Here is a 15604-nt window from a genome sequence, read left to right on the forward strand (position 1 = left end):
CTCCCACAGGGGTTCTGCGTCGCCAATGAGCTATCATTGGCCCTTTCCCCCCTAGAAAGACTGTTTGCCATGACTGCCCAAACCCTTCTCGACGTCCTCGAACACTCCGATATGGTCGAAATCGACGGCTTGCATGCCTTCGAATTTTCTCTCGACGAAGACGACAACCTGCACATCGAATGCATGGATGGCCGAGCGGCCAAGCACTGGGAGTTCACGCCGGCGCAGGTCGCAGCAGCAACCTTTGATAATGACCTGCAAAGCTGGTTGATCGTTGGTGATTCCGGTGAGCACCGCTTGGTCTGCAGCGAAGCCTTCGGCGGCAGCGACGATGAGGATGAAACCGATGAAAATGCGTAAATTCTGGCCGCTGCTGATGGCCGGCAGCGTCGGCGCGATGGGCCTTTCCAGCGCCAGCGCGGAAAACTTCCAGTTGCTGGTTGGCTCCTACACCGCAGGCACCAGCCAGGGCATCTATCGAATGAACTTCGACAGCGCCACCGGCCAGATCGCCACCAAACCGCTGCAAGTGATCAAGAGTGAAAACCCGTCGTGGCTGACCCTTTCCAAAGACCAGAAACGCCTGTTCGTGGTCAATGAAAACGGCCCTGGCCAGAAAGACCCGGTCGGTCGCGTTAGCAGCTATGCGATCGATCCGAAGACCCACACGTTGAGCCTGATCAATCAAGTGCAAAGCCTGGGTAACGAACCCACCCATTCGAGCCTCAGCGCGGATGCCAGCCATCTGTTCGTCAGCAACTATTCGGTGGTGGAAGATCCGGGTGGAACGCTGGCGGTGTTGCCGGTCGGCGCCGACGGCAAGTTGAAACCGGTGGTGCAGATGAGCGCGCACCCGGCGAGCCGGGTCAATCCCGAGCGTCAGGCCTCGAACCACGTGCACTCGACGGTATCTTCGCCGGACGGCCGCTATGTGTTCTCCAACGACCTGGGGGCGGACAAGGTCTTCATCTACAAATTCGACCCGAAAGCCAATCCTGACTTGCCGCTGACCCCGGCCAAAACCGCCTCGGTGACTTTGCCGGCAGGCAGTGGCCCGCGTCATCTGCTGTTCAGCGCTGACGGCAAACACGCCTGGCTGACCATGGAAATGAGCGCGCAGGTTGCGGTGTTCGACTACAACGACGGCGTGCTGACCCAGACGCAACTGGTCGATCTGGCCGCTGGCCAGCCGACATCGGACAAGGCCGGGGCGGCGCTGCATGCGTCGGCGGACGGCAAGTTCCTCTACGTCAGCAACCGTGGCACCGCTAATCAACTGCTGGTGTTCAGCATTGATCCGGCGACCGGTCAGCTCAAAGAGCTGCAAAAACGTGCGGTGGAAGGTGATCACCCGCGCGAATTCAGCCTCGATCCAAGTGGCAGATTCCTGCTGATCGCCAACCAGAAAAGCAACGAAATTGTCGTCGTCGAACGCGATGGCAAGACCGGTCTGCTCGGCAAAACCGTGCAGAAACTGCCGATGGATGCCCCGAGCGACCTCAAGTTTCTAGTGCGACAATAAGCCACAGGCCCCGGTTTACGGGGCCTGTCTCTTTGTATTAATCGCGCTGATAACTGCTAATGCTACAAAGCATTTCAAGCGATCAACCCTCGAGCGTTAAGTTTGCTCCACGGCCCAACCGGGCAAGCAAGCCAACCGAACACGAGGGTTACCGCCATGAACTTCAATCTCTTCTCCGTTATCGCCGCTTCCGCCATCTCCGCCACCGTGGTTCTGCCAGCCAGCGCCAACGTTGAAATCAACAGCAAAAAATCCCACACCCAGAGCTACACCCAGAAATACCTGCAACAGAGCGCCAACTTCTACGCCGCCCTGGATCACAAAGCCCAACACTGAAATTCCCGCCTCGCGCGACGCCCTATAGGAGCTGCCGAAGGCTGCAGTCTTGATCTTGCCCTTGGGATCGTTCCCATGCTCTGCGTGGGAACGCAGCCAGTGACGCTCCGCGTCACTGGACGCAGAGCGTCCCAAGAGGCATTCCCACGCTGAGCATGGGAACGATCAGATCGCAGCCTTCGGCAGCTCCTACACGTTTGCGTGTGTTTTTCGCGGCACGATAGGTTTCTTCAAACTCGCAAATAGACTGGCTAAATAATCAACGAAGCTGATGGTTACTATGGGAAACGCTGAGTGGTTAGCTGAAGTTTTTTGATCGATTCTGTGGCCATCGAAACATGCCCACGGAGAACACCATGGCCAGCGCAATCATCTCTTCTGCCAAATTCGGCGCCTACCTGGCCATCGGTCTTTACCTGGCTCTGGTGCTGATCGTCAGCATTTCATCGCAACTGGAACACACCTTTGAAGCGCCGATTCAAGTCGCAAACCCCGGCATCCAGTTTGAACACCGTTCGCACAGCGTGATGGTTGATAGGACTGAACTCGCAGGAGTCGGCGGAGCATGAAAGGCTACAGACTCTGGGTGATTGCCGGTCTGGCATTAATCACCAATGGCGCTTCATTACTGGGGATTGGTCAAGGCTCGGTCGGTGCATTGGCCCGGGCCATAGAGGCCAACCACAACATTGCGCACAACATTGAGCGGGCGAATACGCTGGGGTTGCTGGCCGGTAATCCACCGGCAAAGGTCTCGGTCGATTTCCTCGGGCCGTTTGAAGTGGATTGCTCGGCGTTGGGTATGTGCGATGCTCTGGCGTAACCCAATAACGGGCTGAACACCCATTCTGAAGAAGTACTCATTTGTGGCGAGGGGATTTATCCCCGATGGGCTGCGAAGCAGCCCCAAAACCAGCAAACCAGATTAATCTGACTCACCGGGGCATCTGAATTCAGGGCCGCTTCGCAGCCCATCGGGGATAAATCCCCTCACCACAGGGTTTACCTTGTGCAGGAGAAATGGTGCTACTTCTTCATGATCGAGGTGAAGAGGTCGGATTCTAGAAAGTGTTGTAACCAAGCCTGTAATCGTACGAAAGGCGTCTGCGCAAACCACTCGCGATCAACATGGGCGAACTGACGTACGAACGGCAACAAGGCGATATCCGCCAGGCTCGGATGATCCGCCAACAAATAATCGCGATCCGTCAGCAGTTCCTCCAGCCTCTGCAAATACACCGCGCCCTCGGCCCGATAAACCTCCATCGGTTGCTCCGGATAGCGTTCGGCATATTTATAGCGATTCAACTGCACCTTGAACCCCTGATCATTCGCTTCGATCAAGTCGGCAATCCGTGAATCCCCGTCAAGCAACCATCCCTGTGGATCATTCTGCGCCAGCGCCCAGCGCATGATCTCCAGGCTCTCGTCAATCACAAGACCACCGGCATCCAGCACCGGTACCGTGCCTTTGGGCGAGATCGCGAGCATCTCGGCCGGTTTGGCCTTGAGGCTGACCTCAACAATGTTCACCGCCACGCCCGAATAACGCAGCGCCATCCGCGCCCGCATCGCGTACGGGCAACGGCGGAAGGAGTACAGCGTATTCATTTCACCTCCAATGTGCTCAAACCATTGCCCTGACGCTGCACCTGAATCTGCACCGGGATCCGCTCGTGCATTTCCTGTACGTGGGAAATCACCGCGACCTTGCGACCCTGCGCCTGCAAGCCGTCGAGGGCGTCCATCGCCAGTTGCAGGGATTCCGGGTCGAGGCTGCCGAAGCCTTCGTCGATGAACAGCGATTCGATTTTCAGCGTGCTCGATGCCATCGATGCCAGGCCCAACGCCAGAGCCAACGACACCAGGAACGTCTCGCCGCCGGACAGTGAATGCACCGAGCGCAGTTCGTCGCCCATTTCCGTGTCCATCACCAACAGCCCCAACATGCTGCCGCCGCGCTTCAAGCGGTAGCGCTTGACCAGTTGACGCAACTGCACGTTGGCGTGATGCACCAGCAAGTCGAGGTTGTAGGCCTGGGCGATCTTGCGGAATGTGTCGCCAGTCGCCGAACCGATCAATGCGCTCAGGCGTGCCCAGCGCTGGTATTCGGCATAGGCGTCGGCGATCTGCTGCGCCAGCGCCTGATTGGCGTTCTGCCGACGCTGGTCTTCAGCCTGTTCGGCACGCAGTTCGGCGCATTGCTGTTCACTGACGTTGAACTGGTTTTGCAGGTTGGCAAGGGCGCTGGCCAGTTGTTCGGCGTCGAGATTGCCGTTGTGCTGGGCCTGATGATCGAGCAAGCGCTGCTCACGCTCCTGCAACAGAACATTCGCCTGTTCGATGGCTTTTTCATTGAGTTGCAGGCGTTGGCGCAGTTCAGTGAGTTGCCCGTCGTCGACGCGCAACAGCTCTTCGAGGCCGCCGTCGTCCAGTTCGGGGTGACGGGCGCGCCAGTCGGCAATCTTGCCGGCCAGATCCTTGTCTTCAGTGTCCAGCGCCTGCAAGCGTTCCTGCTGCGCCTTGAGCTCGGCAGCGATCTGCACAAGTTGCGTGCGCACGTTTTGCAGTTCCTGGGCAGTCGTGGTTTCTGCGTGACGCGCCCGCTCCACGGCCTGTTCCAGTTGCTGCTGCCAGCGCTCGGCGCTGCTGTGCTCGCCGAGCAGTTGCGCGAGTTTTTCCTGACAGGCCCGCTGTTGCTCGGCCAGCGCTTTGAAATGCTGTTCGGCGGCTTGCGACTGTTGCACGCGGCTCTGCTGACGATCCTGTTCTTTCTCCAACGTCTGCTGACGTTGTTGTTGTTCGGTCAGCTCTTCCTTTTGCTGATCGACTTGCTCAAGGCGCTCGGCGATCTGCCGGTCGAGTTGCATGAACGTTGCCGCAGGCTCTACACGCAAGGCCTCAAGAGTGTCCGCTGGCAGCAGACTGGCGAACGCGCTGATTTCTTCTTCAAGCCGCTGCCGGTCGCTGTTCAGCTCGCGCTGTTGGTTGCTCAGATGCTGCGCCGCTTGCTGATGCGCGGTTTCGGCCTGACGCAGTTGCTGGGTCAGCCGCGCGGCATCCTGCTGCAAGGTGAGCAGGGCGCTTTGGCGTTGTTCGTCCTGAGTGATGCTCTGGTGTAACTGCTCGTTCTGCCGGGTGAGCCAGGCGTCGCGCTTGTCGGCGTCCTGATTCATCAGTTGCACGGTTTGCGGATGAGCGTCGAGGCTTGGTGCCAACGCCTGCTGCTGATTCGCCAAATGCTCCTGCTGTTGCAGCAGTTCTTTCTGCTGAGCGATGACGCCAACCACTTCGGCGCGCAGTTCCGTGAGTTTTTCCTTGAGCTGATCGACCACTCGCTGGGCGTTGGCCTGCTCGCTTTCATCGTGTTTGCCAAGGCTTTGCAACAGCGCCTCGGGCTGGTGGTACGGATGTTCGTTGCTGCCGCAGACCGGGCACGGCTGGTCGTCCTGCAACTGCGCGCGCAACTCCTCGACACTGGCACTGCGGGCCAGACGCTGACGCTCAAGCAGTTCGCGGGTAACCGTGAGGGTTTGCTCGGCGATGGTCAGTTCGGCTTTGGTTTTGACCCCGTCCTGAGTCAGGCGCTCGCGCTCCTGCTGAGCGTTGAGCTGACGCTGGTGCAGCTCGGCGCCGCGTTTGTCCAGATCCTGGCGGGTGGCCCACAGCCGCGAGAGGTCTTCAATGGCACGCAACTGTTTGCGGTTGTCCTGCAACAGGTTGCCGAGGATGCCGATCTGCTCGGCCACGGCATCCGGCTCGGCGCCAGCCTCTTTGAACAACACTTCCAATTGCTGCTTTTGTGTCGTGAATGCTTCGGCGCTGCGAGTGGCGTTTTCTTCGAGCGAAGCCAGTTCCGTCTGGCCCTTGTTCAAGCGATTGCCGATCAGCATCAGCTGTTGCAGGCGATCGCGGTACGCATTCCACGCATCGCTCAATGGCGCGAGATGAGCGCTTTGCTCAAGTCCGGCGGCAATGCGTTGCAGGCGTTCGGCGACCTGGGTCTGCTTGTCCAGCAAGGCTTGAATGGCGCTCTGACCCTGGCTGCAGGCTTGCTCCGCGTTGTGTTTCGCTTCGCTGCTCTGGGCCGTGTCTTTGGCCAGACGGGCGAGGGTGCTTTGCTCTTCAAAAGCCTGACGCAACAACGCTGCACTTTCGCTTTGCGTGTGCTGCGCTTCGCTCAGGGCGACTTTCGCCGTGTCGAGGTTTTGCTCCAGCAGTGTCTGGTGCTCGGTCAGCTCGGCGAGTTGCTGCGTGTGCGCGGCAATCTGTTCGGCCAACGGGGACAAGAGCGCGTCGAGTTCAGTCTTGCGGGCGAACTGGTGCCGTTGCGGGCCGAGCTGCTCCAGTCGCGTCAGTTTGACCCGTTCACCCGCCAGACTTTCCCACTGCTGTCGGGCACTGTGCAGTTGTTCGGCTGCCGCTTGCTGCGCGTCCTGCAACTGGCGCAGATCCTTGAGCCAGCCGTGCTGCTGCTCAAGCTGCTTGAGTTGCGCCTGTTGCAGTTTCAGCTGTTGCTGCGCTGCATTGAAACGCTCATCCAGTTCGGCGCGGGCTTCAGGGGCCAGCGGAGTGACGCCGGTCGCCTGATCCTGCAACAGCTTGTGCGCCTCGCGGGCTTCTTTGGTCTTGTCGAAAGCACGACGGCCGAGACGGGTGTACAACGCAGTGTCGGTGAGTTTTTCCAGCAGTTCGCTGCGGTCGTTGTCATCAGCCTTGAGGAACGCGCTGAACTCACTTTGGGCAAGAAGCACGGCGCGGGTGAATTGTTCGAAATTCAGACCCAGCGCCGCTTCCAGTTGCGTCTTGTATTCGCCTTTCTGGCTGGCGAGCAGTTGATCCTGATCGATGTCGCGCAGGCTTTGACGGCTGGCCTGCAACTTGCCGCCGGCCTTCTCGCGGGCGCGGTTGGCTTCCCAACGTGCGCGATAGCGACGGCCGTCGACACCGACGAAATCGACTTCTGCGTAGCCTTCACCCGTGCCTCGACGGAGTAGCGTGCGTGGGTCGCCGGTGGCGATTTCGCCGTCGGCATCCGGCACCTTGGCATCGCGGCCCGTGTTGTTCAGGCGTGGAACCGCGCCGAACAGCGCCAGGCACAAGGCGTCGAGCAGGGTGCTTTTACCGGCGCCGGTCGGGCCGGTAATCGCGAACAGACCGGCGCTGGCCAGCGGCTCGGCGGTGAAATCGATCTCGAAGGGGCCCGCCAGCGAAGCGAGGTTTTTCAAGCGAATGGCGAGAATCTTCATGGCTGCTCACCCTCGAGTTGCACGTCTTGCAGCAGTTCGGCGAAGTCCTTCAGCGTCTGCTCATCGACCTCGCTGCCGTAGTTGTCCAGCCAGGCGCGGCTGAATAATTCCTGCGGGGTGAGTTGATCGAGTTCGATCAACGCGGTGCCGTCCTCGCTGCCGTCCGCGCCACGGTTGCCGGCGTATTCTGCGGCAATGCGTACCAGTCGAACGGCTTTGCCTTGCAAGGCGTTTTCCACTTGATGGCGCAGATCCGGTTGCGGTTCGTCGAGGGTTACGCGCACTTCCAGCCACGGTTGCCGCTGGGTTTCGGCGAGCAGATCGATGTTCGGCAGGTCGGCCAGTTGCAGCAGAATCTCCGCCAGCGGTGCCGGGCCGATGCGCTGCAGGTTGACCGAGCGCGGGATCAGTTTCGGCTCGACGCTGACCAGGGTTTCGCCATCAAGCACGACGTCGAGAATCTGGTGCTGGTAGCCAATCTCCGAGAACGACAGCGGAATCGGCGAACCGCTGTAGCGAATGCGTTCTTCGCCGTTGACCTTCTGCGGCTTGTGCAAATGACCTAGGGCGACGTAGCTGATGCTCGGCCCGAACAGGCTGGCGGGCAGGGCTTCGGCGTTGCCAATGATCAGGCTGCGCTCGGAGTCCTCGGACACCGAACCACCGGCCATGTGCGCGTGGCTGATGGCGATCAGCGCTTGGCCGGGCTTGCGCTTGGCGTTGGCCGCTTCGATCAGCCACTCATGCACCTGACCGATACCGCGCAAATAGTTGTCGCCCAAATGCGCGCCAGTCACCTCCGCCGGGCGCAGGAACGGCAGCGCCAGGCACCACGCGGCGATCTCCCCCTGTGCGTTCGGCAGCGGCAGCAGCAGACGCTCGGCATCGAGTTGGCCATCGTCCAACCACAGCACCCGACCCAGCGCATGAGTACGCAAACGGCGCATCAACGGCGCGGGCAGTTCGATCCGCGAGCCGGAATCGTGGTTGCCGGCAATCATCACGATGGTCAGCAACGGCTGCTGCTCGTGGGCACTGACGATGAAATCGTAGAGGCGTTCCTGGGCTTTGACCGGCGGGTTCACCGTGTCGAAGATGTCCCCGGCAATCAACAGCACATCCGGCTGCGCCAGTTGCAATTGGCGCAGCAGCCATTCGAGGAAGCACGCATGCTCGAAATCGCGCTCCTGGCCGTGCAGGTTTTGCCCAAGGTGCCAGTCGGAGGTGTGAAACAGACGCAAGGCGGACTCCGCAACAATTAAAGAGGTGACGGCCGCGTGGAAATGAAGGGCGGCGAAAGAGGGGAGAGTTTACAGATTATTGCGGCGGGAGGGCTTATGCGCGATCGCGGTGAATAGGTCAATTGACGCGCTGAAACCCGCTGCCTACCATCGCGCCACTATATTGATGTCATTTTGGCTGCGGGCGATTCGCCGATGGTTGAAACCGGAGGACAACGGAAATGCGGGTTGAAAGCTTGTTCAATCAGGCCAGAGGCATGGTTAAAGGTCTTTATTCTCTGGCAATGGATGACTGGGGATTTCGTGCGGAGCAAGCGTTTGCCTATGCCCAGGATGATCTGGAACTCCTGCTGCGCAAAGATGCGCCCGGGCCAAATGCAATTCTTCAGACGGCCATCTATATAGAGGGACATCGTCGCGGTCTGAAGCTGTCGAAAGAAGATTCATACACGAGCGATATGTTGGATATCTTGGCGCAGACCTACAGCAAATGCAGCGTTGAGAGTCTGCTTGAGGCAGATGTCGATGATGAGGAGCTGAAGATTATCCAGTCGGACATGGAAACTGTACGAAAGCTTTTTCTTCTTTAGAAGTCGGTGGGTGGTTTCTTCAAAGGGTGGGCCAAGCGAGGATGTTTATTAAGTTTGATAAATTTATCGAGATGTTTGCTGATGAAGAGTATCCAAACGATTACTGGTCTGATGTCGCCATTATCAACGCCTCTGAAATGCTGGATGGCTTTTCTGACGCCGATTGGCTGGAGCTATTGGCAGTTGTAGACAGCAAAAGCGATTTCTGGGTATTGCGGTTATGCGAGACGTTGGGAGACCCGGATGAGAGAGCACTGGTCGTATTACTGAAGGTGACTTCACGTCACGGCAACCGTGCGATTTACGTCGCATTGGAATCGATCAGGTCGATGATCAGTCTGGGTCTGGATGTGTCAGCGTATGCGGATGAGATCAATGCTGCGACTGAACGTGCAAATCATGAGACTGGTAAAGTGGGTTTGCTTTTGTCTCTCTAATCAGGATGGGTCAAGAGTAAGTTGTTATTTAAATTTCGCGATGTGGAAATTTGCCGGCGCCATGAGCGTTATTTCATCAAGTACGACGCGGGCAGTCATGTGGATGTCATGCGTGAGGATGAGATTTCGGAGCAGGAGGCGCTGACCGCAGCCATGGGTGAGGAAGCGGTTATGAAGCTTTTGTTTGAGTTGCAGGAGCGATTGATCCGGGAGGGTGTTGACCCTTATGTTTCCAACACTGATTGAAGATCGATTGGGTCTGATGTCTTAAAGTCAAAAGATCGCAGCCTGCGGCAGCTCTTACAGAAATATGTGTAGGAGCTGCCGCAGGCTGCGATCTTTTGCTTTTTACTTCGGATAAAGCGGCGGCAACCCGCTGTCACCCACCGGATCCTGCACCCGCTCAGCCGCCGGAATAGTACGAATCGCCCGCCACAAATCCTCACCCTGCCAATGCTGGCCGGTCTCGCTGTATAGCGCACCATTGAGCCCATCCAGCGCATCCGACAACGGCACAAACCGCGCCGCCATGTCCGCCAATGTCTCCGGCTGCTGCCGCGCCCACGCATCCAGTGCCTGCCGTGTCGCCTGCGGGTCATTCGCCTGGCTCGCACGCTTGATGTCGTCCATCAAGGTGCGCGGGCTCGGCCCGGTTTGCGCGGCGCGATGGATCGCCGGTTGCCAGCGCGCGCGCCACCACAGGCCGAAGCCGAGCAGGGTGGTGCAGGCCAGAATCAGGGTGCTGAGTTTCCACCACCACAGCACGTCGTTATCGACGACGCTCGGTTGCAGATTGCCGGCCGGGGTGTCGACTTGCAGGCTCGGGTTGTTCGCCACTTGCAGGGTGCGCGCTGGCAGGCTGGTGTGTTCCAGATGGTCTTCGAAGGTGTTCCACCACACCACATCGACCGTCGGTAAATCAATCGAGCCACTGCGGCTCGGCACCAGCGCTTCGCGTTCTTCACGGCTGCCGATCAGGCCCCGGTCGCTGCTCTGGTTGCTCAGCACCGGTTGATCCGGATAGCGGCGCAGGCCGTTGACTTCGGTGGCGGGCAGCGCTGGCAGTTGCGAGCTGGCCAAGCCTTCGACTTTCAGCGTCAGGCTGCGGGTCAGGGAGTCGCCGACCTGGATGTGCTCCGGCTCCGGGTTCCAGCTCTCGCTCAGGCTCAGGCTGCGCGCCGGTAGCCACGGCGCATCGGCGGGGTAGGTCAGCGGCTTGGGCTTGACGGTCAGGGGGATTTCGGCGGAACTGACGCGCATCAATTTGCCGGCCTTTGGCCCTTGTGCGCTGGCGTCCTGGGCCGGCTGCGTGTCGACCAGCGTCGCGCTGAACGTCTGCGGCACGATGGTCAGCAAACCGCTGTGCTGCGGATAGATCGCATAGCGCATCTCGATCACGCCATGGCGCACACCGTTGATGTCTTTTTCGTATGTGCGGGTGTCGCCCAACTGCTCAACCCGCGCATCGGCAATTTGCAGCGGGGTCAGGCTGCTGTCGTCATACAACGAGACCGAATGGTAGATGCGCAGGGTCAGAATCGCCTGGGCCTGTACGTAAACACTGGACTGGTCGAGGCTGGCCTCGATGAACACCGGATCAAGGTTGTTCTTCTCGTCACGGGTGTCACTTTTGACCACTTGCACGGTGATCGGCTGGCTCTGCACGTCACCCACTTGCAACGGCGGAATGACCACGCTGCCGTTCTTTTTCGGCAACAGTGTGATGATCCAGCGCGTGGTCGCGCGGTTGTCGCCATTGAGGGTGTTGAGTTGGTTGACTTGCCGCGTGCCGCGCACTTCGAACAACGCTTCCAGCGGGGCCAGGTCGGGTTTGCCGAACTGGGTGACGTCGCTGGTTTCGAGAGTGAGTTCGACCGTCTCGCCGGAATTCAGGCGGCTGCGATCCACACTGGCGGTCAGCTCGGCCGCATTGGCGGTGGCCGTGCAGAGCAGCAGGGGCAGCAAGAGCGCGGTGAAACGGTTCATCGAGTGTTTTCCTGATCCTGATGTTGTTGCTGTTCGTACCAGAATTTGCGTCGCAGCAATTCGCCCGGATCGTCCGGGATCTTGCCCAGCCATTGTTCCAGTGCCTGGCGTTGCTCGCCTTCGAGGTTGTCCTCGCTCGGGCGCAGGGTCGGCACGGTGTCGGTTTGTTCTTCCTCAACGCTGCCCGGTAGTTCGTCGGGGCCTGGCTGCGGAGGTGTGGTTGGCGGCGGTTCGCTGGCCGACTCGGCGGGCTGCGCCTCGCTTTGTGTTTCACTTTTCACTGCCGGCGGCGGTGCAGTCGCTGGCGGCGGTTCATCGCCGGGCAGGTTTTGCTCGCTGGGCTTGTTTTCCGGCTCGGCGGGCGGCGGGGTGTTTTTCTGCTTCAGCAGGTTTTCCACCAGGGCCTTGTTGGTCTGTGCCGGGCGCAAGTCCGGTTGCAGTTCCAACGCCTGTTCATAGGCGTCGATCGCTGCGTCCAGCTCGCCGCTTTTCGCCAGCGCGTTACCACGATTGTAGTGAGCGCGGGCATCGCTGCCTTCGGCGAAACGCTGGGCGGCGCCACTGTAGTCGCCGGCCTCGTACAACGCCACCCCTTGCCACTGGTGATCGTCAAAATGTTGCGCCGCTTCGGCCGGGCGTTTCTGTTTGAGCAGATGCAGGCCTTGCTGGTCGGGGCGCAGCCAGAGGTCTTCGAAATCGAAAGCGTAGCTCGGTTGCGGCAGGCACAACAGCAACGGCAAACAGAACAGCCAGCCGCGCCGTCCGGCACACGCGGCCAATAACAACAGCGGCAACAGCAGCCAGTAACCCTGATCGGCCCAGGTATCCAGGCGTACGGTCTGGCCGTCGTCGCGCAGGCTGCGCGGGCCGTCGAGCAGGCCGAGGGCAGCTAGATCGCCTTCGTCCAGACGGGCAGGGTGGTATTCGCCGCCGACGCTATTGAGGAATGCGCTCAGGCCTGGACTGTCGAGTTGCGGCACGCGAATCGCGCCTTGTTCGTCCTTGAGGAAACTGCCGTCCTCTTGAGCGATCGGTGCACCTTCAGCGGTGCCGATGCCGAGCATCAACAATTGCGCCGATTGTCCGCTGAGTGCGCGACGAATGCCTTGGCGTTCCTCTTCGCTCAGCGATGAGCCGATCAGCAGAATCCGCCCCTGACCGAGCGCGCCCTGTTTCAGCAGCGCCAGCGCTTTGCCAACGGCCAGATCGGCGCGATGGCCGCTTTCCGGCATCAGCGACGGCTTGAGCGCATCGAGCAGATTACGACTGGTCGCGAGGTCATCCGACAGCGGTACCAGCGTGTGCGCGCTTCCGGCGTAGACGACGATGGCGGTCTGCGCATCGCTGCGCGCCTGCAACAGATCGAACAGCTTGCGCCGCGCCTGTTCCAGTCGCGTCGGCGGCGAATCGGTGGCGAGCATTTCCGGGGTCAGTTCCAGCACCACCACCAACGGGTCGGCAGGTTTCTGGCTGGTCTGTTCGACGCGTTCCCAGCTCGGCCCGAGCAGCGCCAGAATCGTCAGTAGCCACGCCACACCCAGGGCGACCCACGGCAGTTTGCTGTCGCGGCCGTTACCGCCGCTGAGCAGCGTGGCATGGAACGCCGGCGGCAGAATCATCTGCCAGCGCCCTGCGCGTTTCTGCCGATGCCAGAGTTGCCAGAGCAGCCAGCCGAGCAGCGGCAACAGCAGCAGCCACCAGGGACGGAACCAGTGCGGCCAGAGGGCGATCATCGACGCCTCCGCAGACGCAGGCGCTTGAGGCGCTCGCGCCAGTCAGGCAACGGACTTTGCAGATACAGCTCCTTGGTGAACAGGCGTTGCAGCGGGTTATCCGGCCACAATTCGCGCGCGACCAGCAGCAGGCTCAACCACAAGGCCAACGCCAGCGGCCAGTGATACAAGGCTTGCGCCGGCCGGGCCTGGGTCGGTTGCTGGGTGACCGGTTCGAGCTGGTCGAGGGTGTCCTTGATCGCTTGCAGCTCTTTGCCGTCGTGGGCGCGGAAATACTGGCCGCCGGTTACTTCGGCGATGGCTTTGAGCGCCGGCTCGTCGAGATCAAGGCTCGGGTTGACCCCGAGCAGCGCTGTGGAACCACTTTCTTCCGGGTTGGCGCCAATGCCGATCGGGTAGATCTTCACGCCTTCACTCGCCGCCAGTTTTGCCGCGGTCAGTGGATCGATTTCACCGCCATTGTTGGCGCCGTCGGTGACCAGAATCAGCACGCGACTTTGCGCCGGGCGCATGCGCAGGCGTTTCAGGGCCAGACCGATGGCATCGCCAATGGCGGTGTTCTTGCCGGCAATGCCGATGCGCGCTTCGTCGAGCCAGACGCGCACGGTGTGGCGGTCGAAGGTCAGCGGCGCCTGCAGATAGGCCTGACTGCCGAACAGGATCAAGCCGACGCGGTCGCCGTCACGGCTTTCGAGGAAATCGCCGAGCAAGTGCTGCACAAGATTCAGTCGGCTGACGTCTTCGTCCTGCCATTGCATGTCGGGGAAGTCCATCGAACCGGACACGTCGACGGCAACCAACAGATCACGCCCACTGGCCGCAATCGGCAGCGGCTCACCGAGCCATTGCGGACGGGCAGCGGCGGTCAGCAGCAACAGCCACAACAGCATGAACGGTGCCTGTTGGCGCCACGCCGGCAGATTGGCGCGGGCGCGACGGCGGGCGAGGCCTTCGAGGTCGGCGAGGAAACTGACTTTCAGCGCCGGCTCGCCGCTGTCGGCCACCGGCAATATAAGGCGCATCAACCACGGCAGCGGCAACAGCGCGAAAATCCACGGCCAGGCGAACTCAAACATGTTTGCGAATCCACGTGTCGACGGCTTGGGTCAGGCCGGCGATGGCTTTGTCGTCGAGTTTGCATTCCGGTTTGTACGCGCCTTCGACCAGCACCATCCAGCGTGTCAGGCCAGCCGCCGGGCAGCGGTTGTCGAGGAACGCCAGCCATTTACGGCCATTGAGGGTGTGGCTCTGGCTGTAGGGATAGTGGTTGCGGCACAAGCGCTTGAGCAGGCCGTTGAGCTGTTGCAGCCAGGCCCCGGCCGGGGCGCCGTCGTAAGGTTTGGGCATCTGCGCCAGTTCTGCGAGGGCGGCGACGCGCACCGGGTCGAGTGGTTGTTCGGCGCGGACGATCGGGCGTTTCTTCATCGGAATGAAACGCCGCAGGCGCCACACGGCGAAACCGAGCAGCGGCAGCAACAGAAGCAGCAGCCACCAGCCCGGCGCCGGTGGCCAGAAGGCAATCGGTGGCGGCGAGATAAGCGGTTGCAGTTGTTCGAGGCCGTTCATCGACCTTTCCCCGGGCGCTGCGGATTGAGGAACTCGCGCATCTGCTCGACCATTTCACTCTGCGTGCTCAGCGGCATCAGCAGCACCCGCAACTTCTGCGCGAGCAATTCCCAACGGGCGATTCGCGCTTCGGCCTGAGCGCGATAGGTCTGGCGCAGGTCGAAGTTGAGGGTGTCGAGTTCCAGTTGCGCGCCGCGTTCGGCGAATCTTAAAAGCCCGGCAGCGGGCAGGGCGTGATCGAGCGGATCGGACAACGGCAGCATCAGCAGGTCGCAGTGACGCGACAGCAGGCTCAGTTGCTGCTCGGCGCTGTCGGACAGCGCACGCTCATCACAAATCACGATCACCAGACTGCCCGGGCGCAGCACCTCACGGGCACGGCGCAGGGCGACGCCAAACGCATCGCGATCCGGCTCACGCTCGCTGTGCAGCGACTGATTGACCTTCACCAAGCGGTTGAGCAATTGCAGCAGGCTTTGTTTGCTGCGCCGTGGCTTGATTTCGTAGTGCTCGTTGTCGCCGAACACCAGCCCGCCAACGCGATCGTTATGGCCGAGCGCGGCCCAGCCGATCAACGCCGCCGCTTGCGCCGCCAGCACCGATTTGAACATCAGCCCGGAGCCGAAAAACAGCCGCGTGCTTTGCTCGACCATGATGAAAATCGGCCGCTCGCGTTCCTCATGGAACAGCTTGGTGTGCGGTTCTTGCGTGCGTGCCGTCACCCGCCAGTCGATGGTGCGCACGTCGTCGCCGGCCTGATAGACCCGCACCTGATCGAAGTCGACGCCGCGACCACGGAATTTCGAGTGATGCAGGCCGATCAGCGGGCTGCGCTGGCTCGGCGTGGAAAACAGCTGCACTTCGCGCACCCGGTGACGCATCTCGATTAGCTCGGCGAGGCTGACGCGGATGCCCGGTTCGGACGGCAGAGGGGCGTTCATGGG

The 15604-nt window shown here is 60.7% G+C and carries 16 protein-coding genes; 8 read left to right on the forward strand and 8 right to left on the reverse strand.

The features are described from left to right. The first annotated feature begins 69 nt into the window (after positions 1-69). From ACIONG_RS04140 to ACIONG_RS04160, 5 genes are all read left to right on the forward strand, one after another. Complete coding sequence (locus ACIONG_RS04140; RefSeq protein WP_103305761.1) at positions 70-360, forward strand: DUF5629 family protein; 291 nt, start codon at positions 70-72, stop codon at positions 358-360. Beyond that, the gene (locus ACIONG_RS04145; protein ID WP_401296922.1) at positions 347-1522 is read left to right on the forward strand and encodes a lactonase family protein; all 1176 of its coding nucleotides are present in this window, start codon (positions 347-349) and stop codon (positions 1520-1522) included. Before ACIONG_RS04140 ends, ACIONG_RS04145 begins: the two co-directional genes overlap by 14 nt. A gap of 156 nt (positions 1523-1678) precedes the next feature. Then, complete coding sequence (locus tag ACIONG_RS04150; protein ID WP_007917967.1) at positions 1679-1858, forward strand: hypothetical protein; 180 nt, start codon at positions 1679-1681, stop codon at positions 1856-1858. A gap of 356 nt (positions 1859-2214) precedes the next feature. Next, positions 2215-2427, forward strand: a complete 213-nt coding sequence (locus ACIONG_RS04155; protein WP_103305763.1) for a hypothetical protein — start codon at positions 2215-2217, stop codon at positions 2425-2427. Further along, a complete protein-coding gene (locus tag ACIONG_RS04160) occupies positions 2424-2681 on the forward strand; it encodes a hypothetical protein (protein ID WP_212809222.1) in 258 nt (85 codons plus the stop codon). Before ACIONG_RS04155 ends, ACIONG_RS04160 begins: the two co-directional genes overlap by 4 nt. Before the next feature lie 203 nt (positions 2682-2884). Here the strand turns inward: ACIONG_RS04160 and ACIONG_RS04165 are convergent, their stop codons facing one another. The 3 genes from ACIONG_RS04165 to ACIONG_RS04175 are packed head-to-tail and all read right to left on the reverse strand — an operon-like array spanning position 2885 to position 8348. Next, positions 2885-3469 carry a glutathione S-transferase gene (locus ACIONG_RS04165; RefSeq protein WP_103305765.1) on the reverse strand — a complete coding sequence of 195 codons (585 nt, stop codon included), beginning with the start codon at positions 3467-3469 and terminating at the stop codon, positions 2885-2887. Next, positions 3466-7107, reverse strand: a complete 3642-nt coding sequence (locus ACIONG_RS04170) for an AAA family ATPase (RefSeq protein WP_401296925.1) — start codon at positions 7105-7107, stop codon at positions 3466-3468. The genes ACIONG_RS04165 and ACIONG_RS04170 overlap by 4 nt, the downstream gene beginning before the upstream one ends. Next, positions 7104-8348 carry an exonuclease SbcCD subunit D C-terminal domain-containing protein gene (locus tag ACIONG_RS04175; RefSeq protein ID WP_401296927.1) on the reverse strand — a complete coding sequence of 415 codons (1245 nt, stop codon included), beginning with the start codon at positions 8346-8348 and terminating at the stop codon, positions 7104-7106. Before ACIONG_RS04175 ends, ACIONG_RS04170 begins: the two co-directional genes overlap by 4 nt. A 221-nt stretch (positions 8349-8569) precedes the next feature. Between ACIONG_RS04175 and ACIONG_RS04180 the strand changes: the two genes are divergently transcribed. From ACIONG_RS04180 to ACIONG_RS04190, 3 genes are read left to right on the forward strand one after another with little or no spacing between them, the layout of a single operon-like run. Further along, positions 8570-8938, forward strand: a complete 369-nt coding sequence (locus ACIONG_RS04180; RefSeq protein WP_401296928.1) for a hypothetical protein — start codon at positions 8570-8572, stop codon at positions 8936-8938. A gap of 41 nt (positions 8939-8979) precedes the next feature. Beyond that, positions 8980-9375 carry a hypothetical protein gene (locus tag ACIONG_RS04185; protein ID WP_401296930.1) on the forward strand — a complete coding sequence of 132 codons (396 nt, stop codon included), beginning with the start codon at positions 8980-8982 and terminating at the stop codon, positions 9373-9375. A gap of 21 nt (positions 9376-9396) precedes the next feature. Beyond that, positions 9397-9621, forward strand: coding sequence for a hypothetical protein (locus tag ACIONG_RS04190; RefSeq protein ID WP_401296932.1), 225 nt, complete (start codon positions 9397-9399; stop codon positions 9619-9621). A 102-nt stretch (positions 9622-9723) separates the two neighbouring features. Here the strand turns inward: ACIONG_RS04190 and ACIONG_RS04195 are convergent, their stop codons facing one another. The 5 genes from ACIONG_RS04195 to ACIONG_RS04215 are packed head-to-tail and all read right to left on the reverse strand — an operon-like array spanning position 9724 to position 15601. Next, the gene (locus ACIONG_RS04195) at positions 9724-11361 is read right to left on the reverse strand and encodes a BatD family protein (RefSeq protein ID WP_401296933.1); all 1638 of its coding nucleotides are present in this window, start codon (positions 11359-11361) and stop codon (positions 9724-9726) included. After that, positions 11358-13094, reverse strand: coding sequence for a tetratricopeptide repeat protein (locus ACIONG_RS04200; RefSeq protein ID WP_401296935.1), 1737 nt, complete (start codon positions 13092-13094; stop codon positions 11358-11360). The genes ACIONG_RS04195 and ACIONG_RS04200 overlap by 4 nt, the downstream gene beginning before the upstream one ends. Further along, positions 13091-14170: a VWA domain-containing protein gene (locus ACIONG_RS04205; RefSeq protein ID WP_315447763.1), complete on the reverse strand. Its 1080-nt coding sequence runs from the start codon at positions 14168-14170 to the stop codon at positions 13091-13093. Before ACIONG_RS04205 ends, ACIONG_RS04200 begins: the two co-directional genes overlap by 4 nt. After that, positions 14163-14660, reverse strand: a complete 498-nt coding sequence (locus tag ACIONG_RS04210; protein WP_401296938.1) for a DUF4381 domain-containing protein — start codon at positions 14658-14660, stop codon at positions 14163-14165. Before ACIONG_RS04210 ends, ACIONG_RS04205 begins: the two co-directional genes overlap by 8 nt. After that, complete coding sequence (locus ACIONG_RS04215) at positions 14657-15601, reverse strand: DUF58 domain-containing protein (protein WP_103305775.1); 945 nt, start codon at positions 15599-15601, stop codon at positions 14657-14659. The genes ACIONG_RS04210 and ACIONG_RS04215 overlap by 4 nt, the downstream gene beginning before the upstream one ends. Positions 15602-15604: the final 3 nt, after the last annotated feature.

The sequence above is a fragment of the Pseudomonas sp. NPDC087817 genome (assembly GCF_044742875.1).
Lineage (GTDB): Bacteria > Pseudomonadota > Gammaproteobacteria > Pseudomonadales > Pseudomonadaceae > Aquipseudomonas.